The organism is Acinetobacter sp. YH12134, assembly GCF_013418555.1.
Classification (GTDB): domain Bacteria; phylum Pseudomonadota; class Gammaproteobacteria; order Pseudomonadales; family Moraxellaceae; genus Acinetobacter; species Acinetobacter indicus.
In genome coordinates, this window is sequence record NZ_VPBT01000006.1 from 108,773 (window position 1) to 133,282 (window position 24,510).

General features: G+C 46.2%; 19 protein-coding genes. 8 read left to right on the forward strand and 11 right to left on the reverse strand.

Annotated features, from left to right (window positions below; translation table 11 throughout):
- Positions 1-4: 4 nt before the first annotated feature.
- From carB to FTU69_RS06265, 5 genes are all read left to right on the forward strand, one after another.
- Positions 5-3,235, forward strand: coding sequence for a carbamoyl-phosphate synthase large subunit (gene carB, locus FTU69_RS06245; protein ID WP_016659941.1), 3,231 nt, complete (start codon positions 5-7; stop codon positions 3,233-3,235).
- Between the two features lie 92 nt (positions 3,236-3,327).
- Positions 3,328-3,804, forward strand: coding sequence for a transcription elongation factor GreA (gene greA, locus FTU69_RS06250; protein WP_075167191.1), 477 nt, complete (start codon positions 3,328-3,330; stop codon positions 3,802-3,804).
- 132 nt (positions 3,805-3,936) lie between these two features.
- On the forward strand, positions 3,937-5,373 hold the full coding sequence (locus FTU69_RS06255) for a deoxyribodipyrimidine photo-lyase (RefSeq protein ID WP_180103620.1): 1,437 nt from the start codon (positions 3,937-3,939) through the stop codon (positions 5,371-5,373).
- Positions 5,374-5,415: 42 nt separating this feature from the next.
- A complete protein-coding gene (locus FTU69_RS06260; protein ID WP_180103621.1) occupies positions 5,416-6,039 on the forward strand; it encodes a CatB-related O-acetyltransferase in 624 nt (207 codons plus the stop codon).
- Positions 6,040-6,357: 318 nt separating this feature from the next.
- The gene (locus FTU69_RS06265; RefSeq protein WP_005176293.1) at positions 6,358-6,795 is read left to right on the forward strand and encodes a universal stress protein; all 438 of its coding nucleotides are present in this window, start codon (positions 6,358-6,360) and stop codon (positions 6,793-6,795) included.
- Positions 6,796-6,847: 52 nt separating this feature from the next.
- Here FTU69_RS06265 and FTU69_RS06270 read toward each other — a convergent pair whose 3' ends face one another.
- From FTU69_RS06270 to FTU69_RS06280, 3 genes are all read right to left on the reverse strand, one after another.
- Positions 6,848-7,177 carry an MGMT family protein gene (locus FTU69_RS06270; protein WP_218946414.1) on the reverse strand — a complete coding sequence of 110 codons (330 nt, stop codon included), beginning with the start codon at positions 7,175-7,177 and terminating at the stop codon, positions 6,848-6,850.
- A gap of 137 nt (positions 7,178-7,314) precedes the next feature.
- A complete protein-coding gene (locus FTU69_RS06275; RefSeq protein ID WP_016659937.1) occupies positions 7,315-8,220 on the reverse strand; it encodes a neutral zinc metallopeptidase in 906 nt (301 codons plus the stop codon).
- A 47-nt stretch (positions 8,221-8,267) separates the two neighbouring features.
- The gene (locus tag FTU69_RS06280) at positions 8,268-9,194 is read right to left on the reverse strand and encodes a DUF808 domain-containing protein (RefSeq protein ID WP_180103623.1); all 927 of its coding nucleotides are present in this window, start codon (positions 9,192-9,194) and stop codon (positions 8,268-8,270) included.
- 203 nt (positions 9,195-9,397) lie between these two features.
- On the opposite strand from FTU69_RS06280, the gene trpS reads away from it, so the two are divergent.
- The 3 genes from trpS (at position 9,398) to FTU69_RS06295 (ending at position 13,220) form a co-directional block, all read left to right on the forward strand.
- Entirely contained in the window at positions 9,398-10,411 is a 1,014-nt protein-coding gene (gene trpS / locus FTU69_RS06285) for a tryptophan--tRNA ligase (RefSeq protein WP_180103624.1), read from the forward strand.
- A 405-nt stretch (positions 10,412-10,816) separates the two neighbouring features.
- On the forward strand, positions 10,817-11,464 hold the full coding sequence (locus FTU69_RS06290) for a YqiJ family protein (protein ID WP_087662142.1): 648 nt from the start codon (positions 10,817-10,819) through the stop codon (positions 11,462-11,464).
- Positions 11,465-11,489: 25 nt separating this feature from the next.
- Entirely contained in the window at positions 11,490-13,220 is a 1,731-nt protein-coding gene (locus FTU69_RS06295; RefSeq protein ID WP_127798958.1) for a flotillin family protein, read from the forward strand.
- A gap of 59 nt (positions 13,221-13,279) precedes the next feature.
- Here the strand turns inward: FTU69_RS06295 and pgaD are convergent, their stop codons facing one another.
- From pgaD to odhB, 8 genes are all read right to left on the reverse strand, one after another.
- On the reverse strand, positions 13,280-13,768 hold the full coding sequence (gene pgaD, locus FTU69_RS06300) for a poly-beta-1,6-N-acetyl-D-glucosamine biosynthesis protein PgaD (RefSeq protein WP_005176275.1): 489 nt from the start codon (positions 13,766-13,768) through the stop codon (positions 13,280-13,282).
- The gene (pgaC, locus tag FTU69_RS06305) at positions 13,761-15,029 is read right to left on the reverse strand and encodes a poly-beta-1,6-N-acetyl-D-glucosamine synthase (protein ID WP_171249326.1); all 1,269 of its coding nucleotides are present in this window, start codon (positions 15,027-15,029) and stop codon (positions 13,761-13,763) included. Before pgaC ends, pgaD begins: the two co-directional genes overlap by 8 nt.
- The gene (gene pgaB, locus FTU69_RS06310) at positions 15,029-16,879 is read right to left on the reverse strand and encodes a poly-beta-1,6-N-acetyl-D-glucosamine N-deacetylase PgaB (protein ID WP_180103625.1); all 1,851 of its coding nucleotides are present in this window, start codon (positions 16,877-16,879) and stop codon (positions 15,029-15,031) included. The genes pgaC and pgaB overlap by 1 nt, the downstream gene beginning before the upstream one ends.
- Positions 16,879-19,338, reverse strand: coding sequence for a poly-beta-1,6 N-acetyl-D-glucosamine export porin PgaA (gene pgaA / locus FTU69_RS06315; RefSeq protein ID WP_180103626.1), 2,460 nt, complete (start codon positions 19,336-19,338; stop codon positions 16,879-16,881). The genes pgaB and pgaA overlap by 1 nt, the downstream gene beginning before the upstream one ends.
- A 188-nt stretch (positions 19,339-19,526) precedes the next feature.
- A complete protein-coding gene (gene sucD, locus FTU69_RS06320; RefSeq protein WP_104471739.1) occupies positions 19,527-20,417 on the reverse strand; it encodes a succinate--CoA ligase subunit alpha in 891 nt (296 codons plus the stop codon).
- Positions 20,418-20,428: 11 nt separating this feature from the next.
- On the reverse strand, positions 20,429-21,595 hold the full coding sequence (gene sucC, locus FTU69_RS06325) for an ADP-forming succinate--CoA ligase subunit beta (protein ID WP_005176263.1): 1,167 nt from the start codon (positions 21,593-21,595) through the stop codon (positions 20,429-20,431).
- Between the two features lie 170 nt (positions 21,596-21,765).
- Positions 21,766-23,199 carry a dihydrolipoyl dehydrogenase gene (gene lpdA, locus FTU69_RS06330; RefSeq protein WP_045796462.1) on the reverse strand — a complete coding sequence of 478 codons (1,434 nt, stop codon included), beginning with the start codon at positions 23,197-23,199 and terminating at the stop codon, positions 21,766-21,768.
- Between the two features lie 99 nt (positions 23,200-23,298).
- Positions 23,299-24,507 (reverse strand): 2-oxoglutarate dehydrogenase complex dihydrolipoyllysine-residue succinyltransferase, encoded by a 1,209-nt coding sequence (odhB, locus tag FTU69_RS06335; protein WP_104471741.1) that lies wholly within the window; start codon positions 24,505-24,507, stop codon positions 23,299-23,301.
- Positions 24,508-24,510: the final 3 nt, after the last annotated feature.

A 24,510-nucleotide genomic window follows, 5' to 3' on the forward strand; every position in this document is an offset into this window, starting at 1 on the left:
AATAATGCCAAAGCGTACGGATATTAAAAGCATCTTAATTATTGGTGCTGGTCCTATTGTTATCGGTCAGGCCTGTGAGTTTGACTACTCGGGTGCTCAAGCCTGCAAAGCGCTGCGTGAAGAAGGTTACCGCGTCATTCTGGTGAACTCGAACCCGGCGACGATTATGACTGACCCGGCAATGGCGGATGCAACCTATATCGAGCCAATCACCTGGCAAACCGTTGCAGCGATCATTGAAAAAGAACGTCCAGATGCAGTTTTACCAACCATGGGCGGCCAGACTGCACTGAACTGTGCCCTTGCTCTGGATGCCAACGGTATTTTAGAAAAATACAATGTTGAGCTGATTGGCGCGACTAAAGAAGCGATTGAAAAAGCAGAAGACCGTAAACTGTTTGACGAAGCAATGCGTAAAATTGGTCTAGAATGTCCAAAAGCTGCGATTGCGGAATCTATGGAAGAAGCGCTGGACATTCAGGCGCGCTTCGGTTTCCCTGTGATTATTCGTCCATCATTCACCATGGGTGGTTCTGGTGGCGGTATCGCGTACAACCGCGAAGAATTCCTTGAAATCTGTGAACGTGGTTTCGACCTGTCTCCGACTCACCAGTTATTGATTGATGAATCACTCATTGGCTGGAAAGAATACGAGATGGAAGTTGTTCGTGACAAAAACGACAACTGTATTATCGTCTGTTCAATCGAAAACTTTGACCCAATGGGCGTGCATACTGGTGACTCCATCACAGTTGCTCCGGCACAAACATTGACCGACAAAGAATATCAACTCATGCGTAACGCGTCTTTAGCGGTACTGCGTGAAATTGGTGTAGAAACCGGTGGTTCTAACGTTCAGTTCGGTATTAACCCGAAAGATGGCCGTATGGTTATCATTGAAATGAACCCGCGTGTATCGCGTTCATCTGCCCTTGCGTCTAAAGCAACAGGTTTCCCGATTGCGAAAATCGCAGCGAAACTGGCAGTGGGTTATACCCTGGATGAGCTGAAAAACGACATCACTGGCGGTACAACTCCTGCATCGTTCGAGCCATCAATTGACTACGTTGTAACCAAGGTTCCACGTTTCAACTTCGAAAAATTCCCGCAAGCAGATGCAACACTGACGACTCAGATGAAATCTGTGGGTGAAGTAATGGCAATTGGCCGTAACTTCCAGGAATCTGTCAACAAAGCCCTTCGTGGTCTAGAAGTCGGTGCTTCTGGTTTTGATGAAAAAATCGAAGTGGGTACTGAAGGCGCACGCGAGAAAATCCTGCAAGAACTTAAAGTTCCAGGCCCAGAGCGTATCTGGTACGTAGCGGATGCCTTCCGTCATGGCTTCACTTTAGACGAAGTATTTGAAGCGACCAAAATTGACCGCTGGTTCCTGATTCAGATTGAAGACATCATCAATACTGAAAACCAGATCAAAACTTTAGGTTTCGGTGATTTAAACGCAGACAATATCCGTGCGTTCAAACGCAAAGGTTTATCGGATCTGCGCATCGCCAACCTGATGGGTATTTCACAAAAACAATTCCGTAAACACCGCTGGAACCTGGGCGTGACTCCGGTTTACAAACGTGTGGATACATGTGCGGCAGAATTCGAATCTGATACCGCTTATATGTATTCAACTTACGATGAAGAATGTGAATCGAATCCATCTGCGAAAGACAAGATCATGGTCATCGGTGGTGGTCCTAACCGTATTGGTCAGGGTATCGAATTCGATTACTGCTGTGTACACGCGGCGCTTGCGATGCGTGAAGACGGTTATGAAACCATCATGGTGAACTGTAACCCTGAAACGGTTTCTACTGACTATGACACCTCAGATCGTCTGTACTTCGAACCAATTACTTTGGAAGATGTGCTTGAAATCGTGCGTACCGAGAAGCCTAAAGGCATTATCGTACAGTACGGTGGTCAAACACCGCTGAAACTGGCGCGTGCGTTAGAAGAGGCTGGTGCACCAATCATTGGTACATCTCCAGATGCGATTGACCGTGCCGAAGACCGTGAACGTTTCCAGCAAATGATTCAACGTCTGCAACTGCGTCAACCAAACAACAGCATCGTAAAATCTGCTGAAGAAGGTATTGCTGAAGCGGCGAAAGTGGGCTATCCACTGGTGGTACGTCCATCATACGTACTAGGTGGCCGTGCGATGGAAATCGTGTACAACGAAGAAGAATTGAAGCGTTACTTACGTGATGCCGTTCAGGCGTCGAATGATGCCCCTGTTCTTCTTGACCGCTTCCTGGATGATGCGATTGAAGTTGACGTAGACTGCGTATCTGACGGTAAAGATGTGGTGATCGGCGGGATCATGCAGCACATTGAACAGGCGGGTATTCACTCAGGTGACTCTGCATGTTCGATTCCACCTTACTCGTTATCAAACGAAGTACAGGACGAAATGCGTCGTCAAACCGTAGCGATGGCCAAAGAGCTGGGCGTTATCGGTTTAATGAACGTACAGTTCGCGGTAAAAGGCGATGACGTTTACATTCTGGAAGTGAACCCACGTGCTTCTCGTACCGTGCCGTTCGTATCTAAGTGTATCGGTGAATCATTAGCGAAAATTGCTGCACGTTGTATGGCGGGTCAATCTCTGGAGTCACAAGGCTTCACAACCGAGATTATTCCTGAGCACTTCTCTGTTAAAGAAGCGGTGTTCCCATTCAACAAGTTCCCGGGTGTTGACCCAATCCTTGGCCCTGAAATGAAATCTACAGGCGAAGTAATGGGTGTGGGTAAAACTTTTGGTGAAGCATTCTACAAAGCTGTGTTAGGCTCGAATGAACGCTTACCAGGTTTGCCAACCGAAGGTGAAATCAAGCATGCATTCATTTCAGTACGTGATTCTGATAAACCACGTGCAGCAGGTATTGCCAAACAGCTTGCAGACTTTGGCTTCAAAATTATCGCTACCGGCGGTACTTATGATGTGATCAAAGCCGCAGGAATTGAATGTGAACGTGTGAATAAAGTAACTGAAGGTCGTCCGAATATTGTGGACCGCTTGAAAAATGGCGAAATTCACCTCATTATCAATACCACTGAAGGCAAACAAGCGCAGCAGGATTCATTCTCAATCCGCCGTTCTGCCCTGCAAGGTAAGGTCTATCATACGACTACCCTGAATGGTGCCGATGCGGTATGCCAAGCGTTAGCCATTAAATTGCCGATGGATGTTTATCGTTTGCAAGATTTAAGCAAAGGTTAATTGTATACCGAGAAGTCCCGTCACCTCTCGGTGGCGGGCTTTTTTTCATTTATAGAGCTGTATTTTTCTAATATTCAACTTGAGGGACAACAATGCAACGTTATCCTATGACTCCTGAAGGCAAAGTCGCCTTAGAGAAAGAATTACACCAGTTAAAAACTGTTGAACGCCCACGTATTACTGCTGCGATTGCAGAAGCACGTGAACACGGTGACTTAAAAGAAAATGCAGAATATCATGCGGCCCGCGAGCAGCAAGGTTTTTGCGAAGGCCGTATTCAAGACATCGAAGGTAAACTGGGCGCGGCTCAGGTTATTGATGTGAAAGAATTAGAGCAAAATGGCCGTGTGGTCTTTGGTGTTACAGTAACGATTGAAAACCTGGATACTGAAGAGCAAAAAACCTACAAGATCGTCGGTGATGACGAAGCAGATTTCAAAATTAACAAGATTTCTGTGAACTCTCCAATCGCGCGTGGCCTGTTGGGCAAAAATGAAGGCGATGACGTAAAAATTGTCACCCCGCAAGGTGAAGTAGAATACGAAATCGTAAGTGTTGAATATATCTAATCAATTCAATGCCCAGATTGCCTAAGCCCCTCGTTTGAGGGGTTTTTTTATTATCTTTCAAACAAAAGTTCACAAAAAAATTACAGCAAATGTATATGCTTTAATAGTCAATATTTTTCTATAAATTTTAAAATGCAGCTTATTTGGTTCCGTCAAGATTTAAGAATTCATGATCATGCAGCTCTTTGGCATACTCGCGAAGCTGGCCCATGCATTGCCTTAGTCGTGCTATCGCCAAAACAATGGCAAGTGCACAATGATGCGCTAATTAAAATTGACTTCTATTTAAGACAACTGAATCATCTAAAAAATGAACTTGCCACGTTAAATATTCCACTTGTTATTTTAACTATTCCATTATGGAAAGACCTGCCAAATCAATTATTAAGCTTATGCCAAAATCATAATATTCAAGCTGTTCATGCCGATATAGAATTGGGTGTAAATGAATTAAAACGCGATGCTCAAACTCAACAGCTATTAGAAAAGAATAATATTCGTTTTGAGTTGTATCATGACCGAACTATTTTCCCTGTTGGAAGCATTCGTAATAAAACTGGTCATCCATATCAAGTATTTGGTGCATTTAAAAAGCAATGCTATGAGAAACTCAGCATAAGCTTGCCACAATGCTACCCAACTATTGAGGTTCAAAAACCAATTCCACAGCACAATGACTTTACAAGAGAAGTTCCACAATTAAGTGATATTTACTCAGATTCAGAAGAAAAAGTAATCAGCGAAAACCTACAGAATCTTTGGCAAATTGGTGAGCATCATGCTTGGGAACTTTTAGATGAGTTTATTGAAAATCAAGTTGAGTATTATCATATTGAACGTGATTTCCCGAATTTGAATAGCACGAGTAAACTTGCAGCTTATTTAAATATTGGCATTCTTTCTATTCGCCAATGTTTACAAGCTTTGTTTCGCCACAGTCACGGCTGTATGGAATTTGAAAACAATGGGCAACAAATTTGGTTAAATGAACTCCTTTGGCGTGAGTTTTATCAGCATATTTTATTCGACTACCCTCGCGTATCGAAAAACTTACCATTTAAATTAGACACTCAACGCATTGTATGGCGCAATGCTCCTGAAGATTTACAGGCTTGGCAGCATGGGCAAACAGGTATCCCAATTGTAGATGCTGGCATGCGACAGTTACTTGCAACGGGTTGGATGCATAACCGTGCTCGTATGATTTGCGCGATGTTTTTAAGCAAAAATTTACTGATAGATTGGCGTTTAGGCGAATCATGGTTTATGCAGCATTTAATTGATAGTGATTTGGCTGCCAATAACGGTGGATGGCAGTGGTGTGCATCTACAGGAACAGATGCTGCACCGTATTTCCGTATTTTCAACCCTGTAAGTCAGTCGCAAAAGTTTGATGCAAATGGCGATTATATTCGTCAATGGGTACCTGAAATTTCACATTTAAATGCGAAACAAATTCACGAACCTTATGCGAAAAATCCACAACTAAAATTGGATTATCCAAAGCCGATTGTAGATTTAAAAAGCAGTCGTGTTCGTGCAATTGAGGCCTTTAAGCATTTGAGTTAACTTCGGCTATAATGGCGTTACGCTTGTTCTTTGATTGCTCTTATGGCTGAACCCTTAATTAATTCCCCTGTTAAGCATTGGTGTGAATTCGAATTTATTTCTAAAACTATGAAAAACCCTAATATTCACATTAAGGGAAACTATTCTTATTATTCTGCTTATTGGGATCAGGGTTTTGAGCGTTGTGTTGTGCGTTATTTGCATGACAAGCCTTCTACGCCTGAGAAGCCAATTGATCAGCTTTATATTGGCAATTTCGTGTGTTTTGGGGCGGAATGCGTGATTATGATGGGCGGTAATCAGTTACACCGAACTGACTGGATTTCTGCCTTTCCGTTTGATACGCGCAGTTTTGTACCTGCTGGCGATACTGTTATTGGTGATGGTTGCTGGATTGGCTCACGTGCCATGATTATGCAAGGCGTGACGCTGGGTGAAGGTGCAATTGTGGCAAGTGGTGCGGTCGTAACAAAAGACGTTCCACCTTATGCCGTGGTGGGAGGAGTTCCTGCCAAAATTATTAAATATCGCTTTCCACAAGAAGATATAGAAAAACTGCTTTCCCTTAAAATTTACGAGATGGATGAAAAGCAGTTTTTAAAGATGCGGGAACAGTTACAGACAGAGGATGTTGCTGCTTTGGTTGATTATTTCAAAGACTGCTGATTATTCCCTTGGACTTTTGCTTAGGCCAAGCATCAGGTCAAAACTTTCATCTAATCGATATTAAAACTCAAAAAACCTGAGCTAAACACATTCTAAAGCCAGACTTAATGAAATAAGCCTTCAACTTTAGTGTAAACTGCTGATTAATTACTCAAAAACATGTTAAATTAGAAAGGCTTAAACTTCCTTAAAAAATAATTATCCCTATGAAATTACTGGGTTTTATTATTTAAAAATAAGCGCTAAGATAAGATTAAGGCAATAGAAAGTGTTCCCTCAATTTTTTATTGTTGAATGACACAATAAGGAGAAATAACGATGGCATTTCAACACATTTTAGTTCCAGTGGACGGTTCTGAAACTTCTTACGCAGCAGTTGCCAAAGCAGTCGAGCTTGCCAAAGCTTTCGGCAGTAAAGTAACCGTTGCACAGGTGTTAACACTCGATCCATATATTGCATCAGAATACATTTCAGCAGGCCAGACCAATGACCTGATTGAACGTGCGCGTGTGTCTATTCTCAAAACACTGGATGAAGCCAAAGCAAAATTCCAGGAACAAGGTGTAGCAGTTGAGTCTCGTCTGCTTGAAGGTCAAGTGATTCATCGTGAAATTGCACGTGCTGCAACTGAAATGAATGCAGACCTGATTGTGATGGGTTCTCATGGCCGTACCGGTTTGAAAAAGTTATTCCTCGGTAGCGTCGCGCAAAGCGTACTGGGCGAAGGTAATGTTCCTGTACTCATCGTACGTTAATCTTTCCTCCAGAAAATTCCCTGTACCTGCGGGTATGGGGAATTTTTTATTTTTAGGGCTGCCATTGATACTGCTTTAAGCTCACCTTGTTATTCAGGACCACTACACCCTCCTGTATCAGTTTTAACGCCTGTATATTTTCACCCTGCGCATTGATTTTGCTTAGGCTAATTTTCCCTTGCGCATTTAGCACCCGATGCCATGGCAACACATGCCCCAGTGCCAGATGTTTCAGTACATAACCCACCAGACGCGCATGTTTCGGCAAACCGGCCAGTTTTGCAATCTGACCATAGGTGGCAACTTTACCAGGTGGAATCTGGGCAATCACCGCGGTGATATAAGCGGCCAACTCCTGACTGGGACGTGCTGGAATAGACATAAAAAGAATCTTAGAGTGTTGAAATCTATTGGGATGAAAAGCTGTGCTAGTTAGAAAAGCTAGGCTTAAAAAACTAGAGGACATGCAGTTGCACATCCTCCTGTATTCACCTTGAGTTAAAAAGCGGATGCAACGCTTTAGATGGCTTGTCCAAAGGTATCGCAATCATTCATATTGCCCGACTTCAGACCAGTATTAAACCATTGCACGCGCTGGGCACTGGTACCATGGGTAAAGCTATCCGGCACTACTTGTCCACTCGAACGTTTCTGCAAATAGTCATCACCAATTTTATGTGCGGCATCCATCGCTTCCTGTACATCGCCCTGTTCCAGGAATTGAGTACGCTGATGGTTATGATGCGCCCAGACACCGGCCAGACAATCGGCCTGAAGTTCCTGACGAACCGATAACTGGTTGCCTTCGACCTGACTGGCACGCTGACGCATCTGCTGTACCTGTCCGGAAATCCCCAGAATGGTCTGAATATGATGGCCGACTTCATGTGCAATCACATAAGCCTGGGCAAAATCTCCAGCCTGATCCTGACGCGATAATTCGGTCTGGTTCTGCTCGCCGGAAATTCCCATCTGGGTGCGCATATCTTTAAAGAAACCAGTATCTAAATAGACTTTCTGATCGGCCGGGCAATAAAACGGCCCCATGGCAGCGCTGGCATTGCCACAGGCGGAACTGACCGCACCATTAAACATCACCAGTTTGGGCGGCACATATTGCTGATTCAGCTGCTCGGCAAACACCTGCGTCCAGGTATCTTCGGTATCGGCCAGAATAGTGCCAATAAACTCCATCGATTCCTGCTGCTCCGGCGTCGGATTTTCCAGACCACGCGTTTCCGCGCTCTGCCCCTGATTGGTCACCTGTTTGGTGGCCTGATAGGCTGTTTGCGGATCGACCCCAAAAAACTTCCAGGCCACAAAAGCCACCACCAGACCCAGAATACTGATCCCGCCGGCTTTGGCACCGCCACCACCGCGACGATCTTCTACATTGCTACTGACGCGACGACCTTTCCAACGCATAGCAATCTCCTTATTATCTTTATCTCTTGGCTAGAATTTTACATAGTTTAAGAGGCTTTGGAACGGGGCCAGACCTTTTTCACCAGACCAATTAGCGCCACCACAATCAAACCGGCAATAAAGCCCACAGCAAAATTGATCAAGGTTGGAGTAAGCGCACCAAAAATACTGCCGATATTGGGAATTTCCTGCACGTATTCCACACTGTCTTCGGTAAAGTGATGTACCAATGGAATAGCGTGGTTGATAATCCCGCCGCCCACCAGGAACATGGCCAGAGTCCCGACAATCGACAGGATTTTCATCAAGATTGGCGCAAAGGCCAACAAGCCGCGCCCGACCGACTGTTTAAAATTAGAAGCCTGTTCCGAGAGATACAGCCCAATATCATCAATCTTGACAATAAATGCCACTAACCCATAGACCCCAATGGTCATGGCGATGGCAATAATACTCAGCACTGTGACTTTTACACCAAAGGCCGCGGTAGCTACAGTACCCAAGGAAATGACAATAATCTCTGCCGAGAGAATAAAGTCGGTCCGGACTGCCCCTTTGATTTTTTCATTTTCAAACGTGGCCAGATCGGTTTCGGTTTTAATTAATTCCTGCTGCGCTTCTTCGGCAGTTTTGGCTTTTTTCTTGTGCAAGGAATGCAGGACTTTTTCAACCCCTTCATAACATAAGAATAAACCGCCCACGACCAGTAACGGGTTAATCAGCCACGGCGCCACCACGCTAATCAGTAGAGCTAGAGGCACCAGAATCAGTTTATTGACAAAAGAACCTTTGGCCACGCGCCAGACCACCGGCAGTTCCCGCTCCGAACGTACACCGCTGACCTGCTGGGCATTCAGGGCCAGATCATCACCGAGTACACCGGCCGTTTTCTTTGCGGCCATTTTACTCATGACCGCCACATCATCTAAAACAGTGGCAATATCATCTAATAATAGTAATAAGCTACTCGCCATAATTTTTATCCTTATCGTGTTCTAGGCTTATTCTAAGGAGAAATCTTCCAAAACTCTGTATTTACTTCATTAATAAATCTTTAAAATTTCCAGACAATTGTTGATTCTGTTCGGCTTATCCCGTGACATTCAAAAATATTATGCCGTACAATGTAGCCCAATCATCGGTATAGAAATGTCGTAACAACGACTTGGAAGAGATAATGAGTAATCAAGATAATCGTCCTGTTATTTTGACTGGCGACCGTCCAACCGGACAACTTCACCTCGGTCATTTTGTAGGTTCTTTACGTTCACGTGTAGGTTTACAGGATTCTCACCATCAACATCTTTTACTTGCCGATGCTCAAGCCCTGACTGATAACGCCGACAACTTTGAAAAAGTACGTCGTAATATTATTGAAGTGGCGACCGATTACCTGGCCGTGGGCATTGACCCGACCAAAACCACCATTTGTGTTCAGTCTTGCCTGCCGGCCTTGAATGAACTGACCATGCTGTATTTAAACTTTGTCACTGTGGCACGTTTAGAGCGCAACCCGACCATTAAATCTGAAATTCAGATGCGTGGTTTTGAACGTGATATTCCAGCTGGTTTCCTGTGCTATCCAGTTGCCCAAGCGGCCGATATTACCGCGTTTAAAGCGACTGTAGTGCCCGTGGGTGAAGATCAGATTCCTATGATCGAACAGACCAACGAAATTGTACGCCGCATTAACCGTCAGGTAGGTCAGGACCTGCTGCCTGAATGTAAAGCACTGCTGTCGAATGTTGGCCGTTTACCTGGTTTTGATGGTAAAGCCAAAATGTCAAAATCATTGGGCAACACCATTGTGCTCGATGCTACTGACAAAGACATTAAAAAAGCAGTAAATGCCATGTACACCGACCCGAACCACCTCCGCATTGAAGATCCGGGCCAGGTTGAAGGCAACGTGGTATTTACCTACCTAGATGCTTTCGATCCGAACAAAGAAGAACTGGAAGAATTAAAAGCCCATTATCGCCGTGGTGGTCTGGGTGATGGTACCGTGAAAAAACGTCTGGAAGGCATTTTAAAAGAGCTGATTGGTCCAATCCGTGAACGCCGTTTAGAACTGGCCAAAGATCCGGATTACATCATGGATATCTTAAAGACCGGTACCGATAAGTGCCGTGACATTACTCAAGCCACTTTAAATGAAGTTAAAGCCGGTTTAGGGGTGTTCCGCTTCTAAGCCCCATGCTGATCTTGAAAAGCCTTTCCTCGCGAAAGGCTTTTTTATGCTACGTTTACAATGATGGAGAAAATATGGAGAGAAATGTCACACAATTTTTATAGAAGCAACAATCTTTAACATGAATTTACCTGAACGCCGCTGAACCCAGCCCAACGCCGGCGTATTCTAGTCACATGTTCTAGGAGCAATCCTAATTCATAACATTTCTCCTTTACCGAAACTGTGCAAGCAGATTCGTTGTTCTACGCAATGATCACCCCAATCATTGCGTATTTTTTTGCCTAAAATATGCAGGTTTTTTAGACAAAAACGCGGCCTAATGCTATGCTAGGCGCATTCAATAATAATATATATTTTGAATATCAATAATTTAAACACAACAGAACAATAGAGTATTCAGTTATGTGGGATTTGCTCACTCACCCTTCCAATCTGATTTTTAGTGTCTGTATCTGCCTGCTGTTTTTCTTTGCCCTGCTGGAAGTGTTTCTGTTACTGGCCGGTGGCGGCAGTCAGGGCATTCTGGACCAGTTTCTGCCGGATGACTTAATTCCGCATAAAGATGTGGAAGTGAATATTGATGGTTCTAGTGGCCTGTTGGTCCAGTTTTTAGACTGGCTGTACATTGGCCGGGTACCGCTGCTGATCTGGCTGATTATTTTCCTGACCTTATATGGTCTGTCTGGCCTGATTTTACAATCGGTACTGTTTCAATGGACTGGACAATATATTACCGCCTGGATAATGGCACCGGCCTGTCTGTTTCTGAGCATGCCCCTGGTGCGTTATAGCGCCATGCTGATTGCCCACATTTTACCGCAAGATGAAACCACCGCCATTTATAGTGACGAGCTGATTGGCCGCACAGCCACCATTATTTTAGGTGTGGCTACTCCCAATTCTCCGGCAGAAGCCAAAGTGCAGGATCAGCATGGTCTGACCCACTATATTCTGGTAGAACCGGAACAGGACGAAAGTTTTCAACAGGGTCAATCCGTAATTTTAACGGGGAGAACCAAAATTGGCTTTTATGCCATGCATTTAAATTAACAACTGAAAAACACAAGAGATAACAATGTTAAGTTCAAATATGTATAACGTCTTGATTATTGCCGGAATTATTTTCCTGGCCTTATTTGTGATTGGTTTAATCCTGGCCCGCCTGTATCGCCGCTCTAGCAAGGAAATTTCCTTTGTGCGTACCGGTTTTGGCGGTGAGCATGTCATTCTCGGCGGGGGGGCGATTGTGTTACCGGTGCTGCATGAAATTATTCCGGTCAATATGAATACCCTGCGTCTGGAAGTGCGCCGTGCTGAAGATCAGGCCCTGATTACCCGCGACCGTATGCGTGTCGATGTCATGGCCGAATTTTATGTGCGGGTTAAACCGACCGCTGAATCTATTGCCACCGCAGCACAAACGCTGGGGCAAAAAACCATGTCCCCGAATGAATTAAAAAATCTGGTCGAAGGTAAATTTGTCGATTCTTTACGTGCCGTAGCCGCAGAAATGGCGATGGAAGAACTGCATGAAAAACGCGTCGACTTCGTACAGAAAGTACAGCAGGTGGTGTCGGAAGATCTGTTTAAAAACGGTCTGGAACTGGAAACTGTATCTTTAACCGGACTGGATCAGACCAGTTTCCGCTACTTTAACCCGCAAAATGCTTTCGATGCCGAAGGTCTGACCAAATTAACCGAAACCATTGAAGACCGTCGTCGTAAACGTAACGACATTGAACAGGATGCCGACTTAGCCATTAAAGCCAAAAACCTGGAAGCCGAACAGGCGCGCCTGCAGATTCTTCGTGAAGAAGAATATGCCAAGTTACAGCAAGAACGTGAAATTTCGGTACGCCGTGCTGAACAGCTGGCGGAAATTGCAGCCCAGGAAGCAGCCAAAAAACGTGAAGCGGAAGAAGCCCGCATTGCTGCTGAACGTGAAATTGAACTGAAACGGATTGGCTCAGCACGTGATGTCGCCAATGAAAATATTTTAAAAGAACAGCTAGTCCAAAAAGCCCAAGTGGAACAGAAGAAAACCATTGAGCTGGCCGAACAGGACCGCGCCATTGCCATTGCGGAAAAATCCCGTGCCGAATCTGAAGCCAAAGCGCAGGCCGATTTAGCCCGTGCTCAAGCGGTAAAAGCAGAAGAAGAAGTGATTACCGTACGTGAAACCCAGCGCGCAGAACGTGCCAAGGCAGTCGAGCTGGTGGCTGCCAAGCAGGCCGCTGAAAAAGATGCGATTGCCATTACTGTTGCTGCTGAAGCGGGCAAACAGGCGGCGGTCGATGAAGCGGAAGCGGTGCGGATTACCGCAGAAGCCAATGCAGAACAGCTGCGTTTAAAAGCGCGTGGTGAAGCCGATGCCAAAGTCCTGCTGGCACAAGCGATGGAAAAACAGTATCAGGTTGATGCTGAAGGTACCCGTGCAGTCAACGAAGCCAATAACATCCTGTCGACGGAACAGGTCGAAATGCAGGTACGTCTGGCCATGCTGAAATACCTGCCAGAAATTATCCGTGAAAGCGTCAAGCCAATGGAAAATATTGATGACATCAAGATTCTGCACGTCAATGGTTTAAATGGGATGGGCAGCGCACATGTCGATGGCAGCGAACACGGTCATGGTCAGGTGGCCCTGTCTGATCAGGTGGTGAACAGTGCCCTGCGCTATCGTTCGCAAGCGCCGTTAATTGACAGCCTGATGAGTGAACTGGGTATTCATGGCGGTGATATTAACGGTCTGACCCAAAGCCTGAAATCTCAGCCGAAAATCAATCAGGAAACTTCATCAACTTAAATGAGGTGAATAAAAAAACGCAGCTAAGGCTGCGTTTTTTATGGCTGTTTTTCAATGTTCTATGATGAAGACAGTGGCTGATGAACTTCAAATTTTTCCAGCTGTCCATCTTGATCATAATGTAAGGTCAGATTTTTGGCCTGCTGCAAATACGCCATTTCAGTTGTGTCGACCTGAAAACTTTCCGCCAGCTGCTCAGTCTGAATATGCTCCGGAAAAGCCCGGCGCTCATTATCACGAAAACGCAGCCAGTTATACACAGCCCAGATCAGCAGAATCAGAATAAACACCATAATCGCCAGCCCCAGATAAAACAGGCTGAACGAGCTTTGCGGTGCCGACATCACAAACAGCTGCTCATATACGGTATAGCCCTGAAACAGCCACAGCAACATAGTGATCAGAGGCAGGAATAACCAGATCCAGGCCAGCCAGCCCAGAAAGAATAGTCCATAGCCTGCGGCCTTGTTACGTACATAGCGCGGCTCATCAATATATTCTGGTAGCTCCAGCTGAGCTTCATCCTCAATCATTTTAAATTTAGCCATGCTCGTGCTCCTTGGTAAAACCACGGTCCGGGCTAACCCAGCGTGCACGTTTCTGCTTTTTCAGCAAAGTTTTTGGCACAGACACCACCGTGGTCAGCGCGGTAATCAGCCAGAAAAATAGCGGATACCAGATTACCCAGAAATAGGTTCTCAAGGTACGGTTTTTATCATATTGATGATCGATCATTAAGCTGACCAGAAACTGCAGCAAACAGGTCAGGCCCAAAATCACCCCGTACCACTGCGGCAGAATCGATTGAATTGCCCACTCGCCCGGCAAGGGGAAAAACAGCCCATAAAAATACAGCACAAAGATGCCCATAATCACATAGGCCCATAGCACGCTGATGATCGATTCAATCACAATCGGCCACATCCGTCTAAGGCGCCATTTAAACAGTTTTGGCACATAGGCAATCAGCACTTCAATCCCGCCTTGTGCCCAGCGTAAGCGCTGTTTCCATAACCCTTTGAAGGTTTCCGGCATATAGATATAACACAGGGCTTTGGGCACATACTGCAAATCCCAGTGGTCGAACTGCAAACGCCACGAAACATCAATATCTTCAGTAATCATGTCATCACGCCAGTAGCCAATCCGGTCCAGCGCGGTTTTACGAAAACCGGCAATCGCACCTGATACGGTAAAAATCCGGCCATAGGTACGCTGCGCGCGTTTAATCAATCCAATAATTGAAGAGAATTCACCGACCTGAATTTTACCGAGCACGCTGGAACGGTTAATAATCCGTGGATTACCGGTAACCGCCCCGACACGCGGAAAGCTGGTCAGCTGATGCATCATCCAGAATACTGCGTGTGGATGCAGCAGCGCATCACCATCAATACAGACCAGAAATTCATAGCGACTAACCATTGCCCCGGCTCTTAAGGCATAGGCTTTGCCCTGGTTTTCGGCCAGATGGACCACCCGTAGCTTTGGATATTGCGTAGCCAGCTCATCCAGAATTGCTGCAGTCCGGTCCTGACTGCCATCATTGACTGCAATCACTTCAAATTCCGGATACTGGCTTTGCATGGCAAACTTGATGGTACGTCTGACCTGCTCTTCTTCATTGAAGCAAGGAATGACGATACTGCAGCCTTCATCGCTCGGTTCAGGGAAATGATCCTGACGATGTTCCCGTTTAAAATAAAACCAGATCCCGCCCGCAATCCACAGCCAGGCCATCAACAAGGGATATAAAAATGCAAAACCAAAATAAAAATCGTTAAAACTCAATTTCGAGAACACTTCCATCATTGCGGCTCTCCCTGTTCCAGGACATAGGGATCACGATAACTCAGCGGACTTGCATTCAGGCTCAACGCCTGGTACAGGTGCTGATGCACGGCCTGCCCATGGGTCGGCTGATAATTATCAATACCAATTTTTTGAATGCCCTGACGTCTCAGCTGCTGATATATCTGCTGATAATGTCGCCACTCTGTTGCAGTGCTATCCGAATTGATCTGCAAGTTAATCATCAAATGCTGCTTTTCACGATCATTTAACTGGTTTAAAGCCTGATGCAGATTTTTGATGGCTTGAGGGGATGCCAACGGATCGACAGCCAGATACAGGAAATCAGCATGATCCGGAAGTTGCTGCAGCAGTTTTTTCAGTCCGTCAAGTGGCTGATTCTGAATCTCCAGCTTTAATGCAGTCTGATAGTTATTACTGATATTGGCATAGTATTTACCCTGGCTTTTGGTCCGGTTCTTGATGCTCAATACCTGTTGCAGCTGTGCCTGACAGCTTGCATTCCATTCGGCCTGAAATACGGCGCAATGTAACGCATCGCCGGTTTCAATCATCAGCCCTTCAATCGAGCTGTTGTTTTTCACCAGATCTGCGGTCAATTCTGCCAGATCATAACCTTGCCGGGTTTCCAGACTCAGCGGCATTTCTGCATATACCCGATTAGCAATCCGGGTCCGGGCCTGCCATACCACCCGGTTCAGCAAATCCTGAGCCACTGGCAAGCTTCGATTCGGAAAATAAGCTACATCAATTTTGCCATCGGCATTCTGATCGGCCACCGCATTCAGGACCAGCGTATTGGATTGAAAGGCATTGACCTGATTGAGCAGCTGGCTCAGATGTGCTTCTGATGCGGTGATATTGCTCCCCGCCAGATCTGCCAGGTTAATGCGTAATAAACTTTTACGCTGCTTATGCGGCGCCCGGCTATTCATTAAGAAGTCTTTAATTTCACCAAACACTTCTTCAGGTGATGGGTTTTCCGTAATCAGGGCACGCTGATAGGTGGTATCGGCATCGGCCAATGTCAGTACGCTGCCCAGACTAAACGACATTGGTAGACCGGCTTCACGGGCCAGCGCTTCAGTTTCCTTGGTCACCGCACCATACGGCCAGAAAATAGCACGGGTATTAATTCCTAATTCACGATCTAGAATCTGCTTCGATTGACGTAAATCTTTCACCACCCGCGTCGCATAGGCGCGATCAGATTCATAACGCTGCTGGGCCGGGAAATATTCACGGGTAATCGCGGCCGGCTGCTGGTTCAGCTGCGGATTGGCAATAATCCCGTGATGCAGGTCATCACTATGTGAGGCAAACTCGACCAGACCGGATTGCTGCATTTCACGCATCTGCGGCCAGTTCATCAGGTTGCCCTCTCCATAGGCTTCATAGGCATCTTTGGTATTGCCATTAATCCAGCTGGTCGGAATAGCAAAAACAGCCGGAACCTGATGCAGTTTTAATAAGGGGAAAATATGGCTATAGCTGCTGAGCGCGCCATCATCAATAGTTATTAATACTGCTTTTTCCGGTAAGGCTGTCTTATGCTGACGGGCCTGCCAGACATCTTCTAACCGAATAGGCTGCCAGCCATGTTCCCTGATCCATTGCAGGAACTGGGCAAAGTTATGGGTGCTGATGGCGTATAGATCACGGTCACCCTGTTTGGCAACGTCATCACGCACATCATGAAAAGTTAAGGTAACAAATTCATAGGCCTGCGCATCAAGCGGCGCTGTAGTTGCTGCTGGCGCTGTGCTGGTCTCGGCCTGCACGGTCAAAGGAGAATAAACACATGCAGCGATACAGGCACTCAGGAGTAAAGCGGGTTTCATTTGCATTAGAATCGTCCTTCAAAGCCGAATACTGCATAGGTTTTTTCTTCTGTTTTGCCATCGTACGGATGGCTGCCCCAACCAATGCCATAGTGCAGTTTCCAGGTTCGTGACACACGCCAGTCATGGCGATAAAACAGGTTATATATCGGCTCATTGGAATAATCTTTCTGTCCAAATGTGCCCAGCGTCAGTTCAAAATGCTGATTAAAATGTTGCTCATAACGACGCCAGGTCATCCAGTCATGTTCCAGTTTCAGCTCTAAACTATGGCTGGATTCAGGATTAAAATAATCCACGGCGACGGGCTTATTTTTTCCATAATAGCCGCTGAGCGTGGCACGACTCAGATGATGCGGGGCCTGATAAAACTGCTGGCTAAAATAGGCCTGATATTCCTGACGGGTGTTGCCATCATCAATATCGGTCAATTGAAATTGTGCACCGGCTTTACGCGACTCGTTGGCCTGCCAGTTAAAACCCGCCCGATACGACTGTCCTTCATGTGCTTTGGCCGTTGCCTGCAACGGAATATCGGCCTGGGTATTCACCGCCAGATGATATTGCCAATGATCATTTAACCAGTGTGACCAGTCCAGTGCAGCGCCCACACGGTCTTCATCTAAAGATTGAGACAGCAACAGGCTGGCATACTTGCGATCTTTGGACCAGGCCACACCCAGACCTAAACGCGGATCATCCAGGGTGCCATCTTCATAACGCCCCTGCCGATGCTGATGGTCAATAAAAACCTGATAATGCTCATTTAGCCACGGGCTGTTAAGACGGGTCCAATGGGTACGCTCTTCTGAACCTTTTAAACGGTTCAGCAACTGTTCCTGATCGGAACGACTTTCAGAAAAATAACTTTCATGCTGAATGCTGAAATGATCGCGATCCTTTAATTCTTTGCGGCTTAATTGCACACCGGTATCATCTGCAGCCGTCTGTAACAAGGCCTGATTCAGCTGACGCCAGCCCCTAATATCATTCAGGGCTTGGGCATTTTGCATCTGGTTAATCTGGGTGATTTGACTGACCTGATCCAGGCCATTCCACTGCTCCAGCGTTTGTTGGGAAGTCAGTGGTTTTTCACGCCAGCGCTGAATTTGTGCCAGATTGCTCTGATAGGCCAGATTATTCGGTGCAATTGAAACCAGGGTTTCAAAATACTGCTCGGCTTTGGCATGTTCGTTGCGGTAGGCATAGTTCAGCCCTTTTAAAGCCAGATACTGCTCCCGGTCTTCATGGGTACTGCGGTCCACGCCTTTGGCCTCGCTATAACGATAACGCGGTAACTGACGGTCCATGTCCTGAATCAGCTGATCAGCCTGCTTGAATTTTTCCTGTTCGATATAGGCATAATACAAACCGGCATACACCGTATAGTCTGCATAGTTCTTTTCCTGAAACAGGCTTAAATACACCGGTTCAGCCAGTTCCGGTTGTCGGGTGGCCAGATAGGCATCGGCAATGGCATGGCGTACATAAGCCGGCCAGTTTGCAATTGGCTGATGCTGCTGTTGCACAATTTTCAAGACCTGCTGATGACGCTTACGCTGTCCCAAGGCATACAGATAATCGGCATAGAATGCGCGCTGCAGTTCGGCGTCAGCTGCCACCTGTGGTTCATGTGCAGCCATATCGGCCAGTACCGCATTCAGCTCGGTATAGGCTGTTGCATATTCACTGCGCAGTTGTGCCGTTTTATAGGCCTGTACTGCATTCTGAATCCGGGTAGAAAACTGGTGCTGTTTGACTTGCAATAATAAACGAGGATGGCTCTGTGCTAACTGTTGTTGCAGCAGATAGTTCTCTGCTGCATGATGCTTGCCATTAAGCATCAGCGACAGTACATATTGTTCATGGCCTGCAATGCTGCTTTGCTTTTTTAATCCGGCTTCGGCTGCCTGCAAGGCTTGTACCGGCATATTCAGGATACGATAGGTATAAGACAATAAACTCAGGTCATCGGCACTAAGCTGTTGCCATTGCAGGTTTTTCAGCAACGTTTTAGCGGCTGCTGCCTGACCCGACTCGGCTTCCAGTATCGCGTGCCAGACTTTGCCGCTGGCCTGGGTATTTAAAGGCTGAAACCGGGCCAGATACGCTTTGGCCTGAGCGTACTGCTTGGCATCACGGAGCACCTTGATAGCGCTGACCTGGGCATAGGCAGGAAAGGTTTTAGGTTGAATCTGCTGCGTTAGGCGGTATAAATCCTGTGGATGTACCACAGGCTGACCATAGGCCAAAACTAGATAATCCGCAATTAACTTTTGATCTGTGGGAAATTGAGCTAATAACGCCTGCAAGCGATTGAGTCCAGAGACCACCTGCCCGGACCGAACCATCTCCACCGCGTGCTCACGTTGCTGATCAAGCGTATTGGCATGAGCAGAAGAAAAAAATAAAAAAGAGCAAAGCGACAGACACTGAATCGGCATGATCATTGTTATTTTGATCATATAAATTCTCAAGTTTCTGATAATTATTGCTCGATATTCTATTAAAGTGTTATGTAAATCACAATTACTAAAGCAATCATTTTATTTGTTTTGTATGCTTTACTTTTTCCTCAATAGAAGCGTCATCATTATCTATGTTCTTTGCCATAAAAAACCCCAAGAACTGGGGTTTTTTAGTCAGGTAGGTTTTACACCAAACCTTTGGCCTGCAATACTTTCAGCATGGTTGAACCGAGCTCGGCCGGGCTACGGGTATAAGCCATTCCGGCACGTTCAAAGGCAGCAAATTTCTCCTCTGCGGTTCCTTTACCACCAGAAATAATCGCGCCAGCATGGCCCATGCGTTTGCCTTTTGGTGCGGTTACACCGGCAATATAGCCCACCACAGGCTTGGTCACATGCGCCTGAATGTATTCGGCTGCTTCTTCTTCGGCTGTGCCGCCAATCTCACCAATCATGATAATGGCTTCAGTTTGAGGATCGTCCTGAAACAGTTTCAGACAGTCAATCTGGTTCATGCCCGGAATCGGATCACCGCCGATGCCGATACAGGTCGACTGGCCCAGACCCAATTTGGTGGTTTGCGCAACCGCTTCATAGGTCAGCGTTCCTGAACGCGAGATAATCCCGATTTTCCCTGGCTGATGAATATGACCTGGCATAATCCCGATCTTACATTCGCCCGGGGTAATAATACCCGGACAGTTCGGGCCTATTAAGCGTGTACCATTACCATTGGTTTCTAAATAGCGTTTGGCTTTTAGCATATCTAGGGTTGGTACACCTTCGGTAATTACCACAATCAGTTCAATACCAGCATCGACTGCTTCAACAATCGAGTCCAGTACAAAAGGTGCGGGTACATAAATCACCGAAGCATCGGCCTGAGTTTCACGAACTGCCTGCTTCATGGTGTTAAATACTGGCAGGTCTAAATGGGTTTGACCACCTTTACCTGGAGTTACACCGCCGACAACACGCGTGCCATAATCCAGCGCCTGAGCCGAATGAAAGGTTCCGTTTTTACCAGTGAAACCCTGAACCAATACTTTTGTGTCTTTATTTACTAATACGCTCATGATGCATCTCCTTAAGCTTTTACCGCAGCAACAATTTTTTCTGCAGCATCGGCCAGGCCATTTGCAGAAATTAAGGTCAGGCCAGATTCATCCAGTAATTTGGCCCCCAGTTCAGCATTGTTTCCTTCCAGACGTACCACCACCGGCACGCTGACATTGACTTCCTGAACTGCTGCAATAATCGCTTCCGCAATCATGTCACAACGTACAATCCCACCAAAAATATTGATTAATACTCCCTGAACCGAATTGTCGGCCAGAATAATTTTAAATGCTTCAATCACGCGCTCTTTGGTTGCACCGCCACCGACATCAAGGAAGTTGGCCGGTTGACCACCATACAATTTGATGATGTCCATGGTTGCCATGGCAAGACCGGCACCATTGACCATACAGCCAATATTACCTTCTAGCGCTACATAGTTCAGATCGAACTCAGAGGCTTTCAGTTCGCGCTCATTTTCCTGACTCTTGTCACGCAGCGCCGCCACTTCCGGCAAACGGTACAGCGCATTGGAATCAATGCCAACTTTGGCATCGACACATAAAATTTCGCCGTTTTCACGTACAGACAGCGGGTTAATTTCAAACAGGGCAAAATCATTTTCAATAAAGGCCTGATACGCCGCAGTCATGATTTTGACAAACTGGTTGATTTGTCCATCTTTTAAGTTCAGGGCAAACGCAACTTCACGTGCCTGAAATGGCAATAAGCCGACTAGTGGATCAACTTCGACTTTAATAATTTTTTCTGGGGTTTCTTCTGCGACTTTTTCAATTTCGACCCCACCTTCGGTTGAGGCCATAAAGGTCACGCGACGGCTAGAACGATCCACCACGGCACCCAAATACAATTCACGTTCTACCGGATAGACATCTTGGGCCACCAGAATACTGTTCACCGGCTGGCCATTGGCATCGGTCTGATAAGTGACCAGTCGAGTACCGATCAGCTGATTGGCATACTCTGCCGCTTCTTCAGCCGATTTCACCACTTTCACACCGCCCGCCTTACCACGGCCACCCGCATGCACCTGGGCTTTCATGACAGCGAATTTGCCACCGAGCTGTTCAAATGCCTGTACTGCTTCATCTGCATTGGTTGCAAGCAGACCTTCCTGCACCGGCATACCATATTTTTTTAATAGCGCTTTGGCTTGGTACTCATGTAGATTCATTTATTTACCTTTTACTACTTTTCACGTTTTTTTATGACTCGCTAAAACTCCAACATCCATCGTCGTGAGTATTAACATTTATACAGTTTTATCGTTTTAGTTTTAGATGATTATTCAAACAAAAACAACCACCAAATGAAAAAGAGCGGTCGAAACCGCTCTTTTTTTATTTATTTACGCTTACGCTGAATCGCGTGGATGGCACGTCCATCGACGGCCAGTGCCGCTTCGTGCACCACCTCAGAGAAGGTTGGGTGACCGAATGTCATTAATTGTAAATCTTCAACTGAAGATACAAATTCAAGCGCGATCATACCTTGGTGAACAATGTCAGACGCTGCAGGCCCAATCACGTGCATACCCAGTAAACGATCTGTTTTAGCATCGGCAACGAACTTCACGAAACCAGCACCTTCACCGGCAGCTAAAGCCCGGCCGTTGACTGCGAAACCGAATTGACCGGTTTTCACTTCATGACCTTTTTCTTTGGCCTGCTCTTCTGTTAAACCTACCCACGCCGCTTCAGGGTGTGTATAGATGACAGAGATGATGGTGTCATAGTTCACTTGAGCAGCATGACCGTGAATACGTTCAACTGCCATTACGCCTTCTTCCATGGCTTTGTGTGCCAGCATTGGACCGCGTACCAAGTCACCAATTGCGTATACGCCTTCAACAGAAGTCGCACACCAGTCGTTCACTTCAACCAGACCACGTTCAGTCAGTTTGATACCGCAGTCATCAGCCAGTAAGCCTTCAGCATACGCACGACGACCCACACACACGATCAGCTTGTCGAAAGTCTGTTCTTTCTCTTCGCCGCCTTGGGTGTATTTTACAGTCACTTCACGACCGTTGACTTCAGTGCCAGACACTTTCGCGCCTACACGAATATCCAGACCCTGTTTGGTCAGCAGTTTCTGGTAGTCTTTTGCCAGCGCTTTATCCGCCATTGGCAAGAAGGCATCCATTGCTTCAAATACAACAACTTCAGCACCTAGACGACGCCATACTGAACCAAGCTCCAGACCGATCACGCCGGCACCAATCACGCCTAAACGCTTCGGTACTTCAGGGAACTCAAGCGCGCCAGTAGAATCAACAATAATGTCTTGATCAACAGGAGCTACCGGAATGTTCACTGGTACAGAACCAGACGCAAGAATTACATATTTTGGCTCTAGAACCTGAGTTTCACCTTCGTGAGGAACAAACTCAACTTTCTTACCCGCCAGTAATTTACCAGTACCTTTTAACCATTCGATGCCATTGCCTTTCAGCAACTGGTCAATACCGCCAGTCAACTGGTCAACGATCTTGTCTTTACGTGCCAGTAATTTAGACAGGTCAAAGTTTACTTCACCTGTCGTAATACCATGATCAGCCAGGTGATGAACGGTATCTTCATAACGGTGTGAAGAATCAAGCAGTGCTTTAGACGGGATACAGCCCACGTTTAAGCAGGTACCACCTAAAGATGGTTTACCTTTGTGGATGCGTTTTTCGATACATGCCACTTTAAAACCAAGCTGAGCCGCACGAATGGCTGCTTCATAACCGCCTGGACCACCGCCAATAACAACTAAATCAAATTGTTGAGACATTTTTATCTCCAATCAATCTCTCTAAATTCCCCCTTTTGCTTAAGGGGGAACCTTTCCCCTCTTTTTTAGAGGGGTTAGGAGAGATTTTTAATTAATAAATTATAAGTCAAGGATAAGTTTAGCTGGCTCTTCTAACAATTCTTTGATTGTTACAAGGAAACCTACCGCTTCTTTACCATCGATTAAACGGTGGTCATAAGACAGCGCTAAATACATCATTGGCAAGATTTCAACCTGACCATTGACTGCCATAGGACGTTCCTGGATTTTGTGCATACCCAGAATAGCAGTTTGTGGTGTATTCAGAATTGGCGTAGACAGCAGTGAACCGAAAGTACCACCGTTAGTAATGGTGAATGTACCGCCAGTCATGTCTTCAATCGCAAGTTTGCCTTCACGCGCTTTCGCAGCATAAGCGCCAATGCCAGATTCAACTTCAGCGTAGTTCATACGGTCTGTATCACGTAATACAGGAACCACCAGACCACGGTCAGAAGATACAGCTACACCGATGTCATAGTAACCGTGATAAACGATATCGTCGCCATCAATTGATGCGTTTACTGCTGGGTAGCGTTTTAGCGCTTCAGTCGCAGCTTTTACGAAGAATGACATGAAGCCAAGACGCGCACCGTGGCGTTTTTCAAATGCGTCTTTATATTGCTTACGCATTTCCATGATTGGTTTCATGTTCACTTCGTTGAACGTCGTCAACATTGCAGTTTCTTGAGTCGCTGCAAGTAAACGTTCAGCTACACGCTTACGTAAACGCGTCATAGGAACACGTTTCTCGATACGCTCGCCTACTGCTGCAGTTAAAGGCGCAGCCGCTGGTTTCGCCTGATGGTTTGCCACATCTTCTTTGGTGATGCGACCGCCACGGCCTGTACCTTGTACGTCAGCAGCGTTGATACCGGTTTCAGTCAATGCTTTACGCACCGCTGGTGCCTGGTCCGCAACAGGTTGAGCACGCTCAACTACAGGTGCTGCACCTGCTTCAGTTTTCGCAGCCGCCTGTTCAACTTTCTCTTCAGACTGAACTGCTTGAGTTTGCGCAGCGCCAGATACAGCACCTTCTTCAAACTGTGCAATCACTTCATTTGAAAGTACAGTATCACCTTCATTTTTAATGATTTGAGCAATCGTACCGTCTGCAGGAGCTACAACTTCCAGAACAACTTTGTCAGTTTCGATGTCACAGATCACTTCATCACGTGATACTGCTTCACCTGGTTGTTTGTGCCAAGTCGCGATTGTTCCATCTGCAACTGACTCTGGAAATACCGGTGCTTTAATTTCGGTTGCCATTAC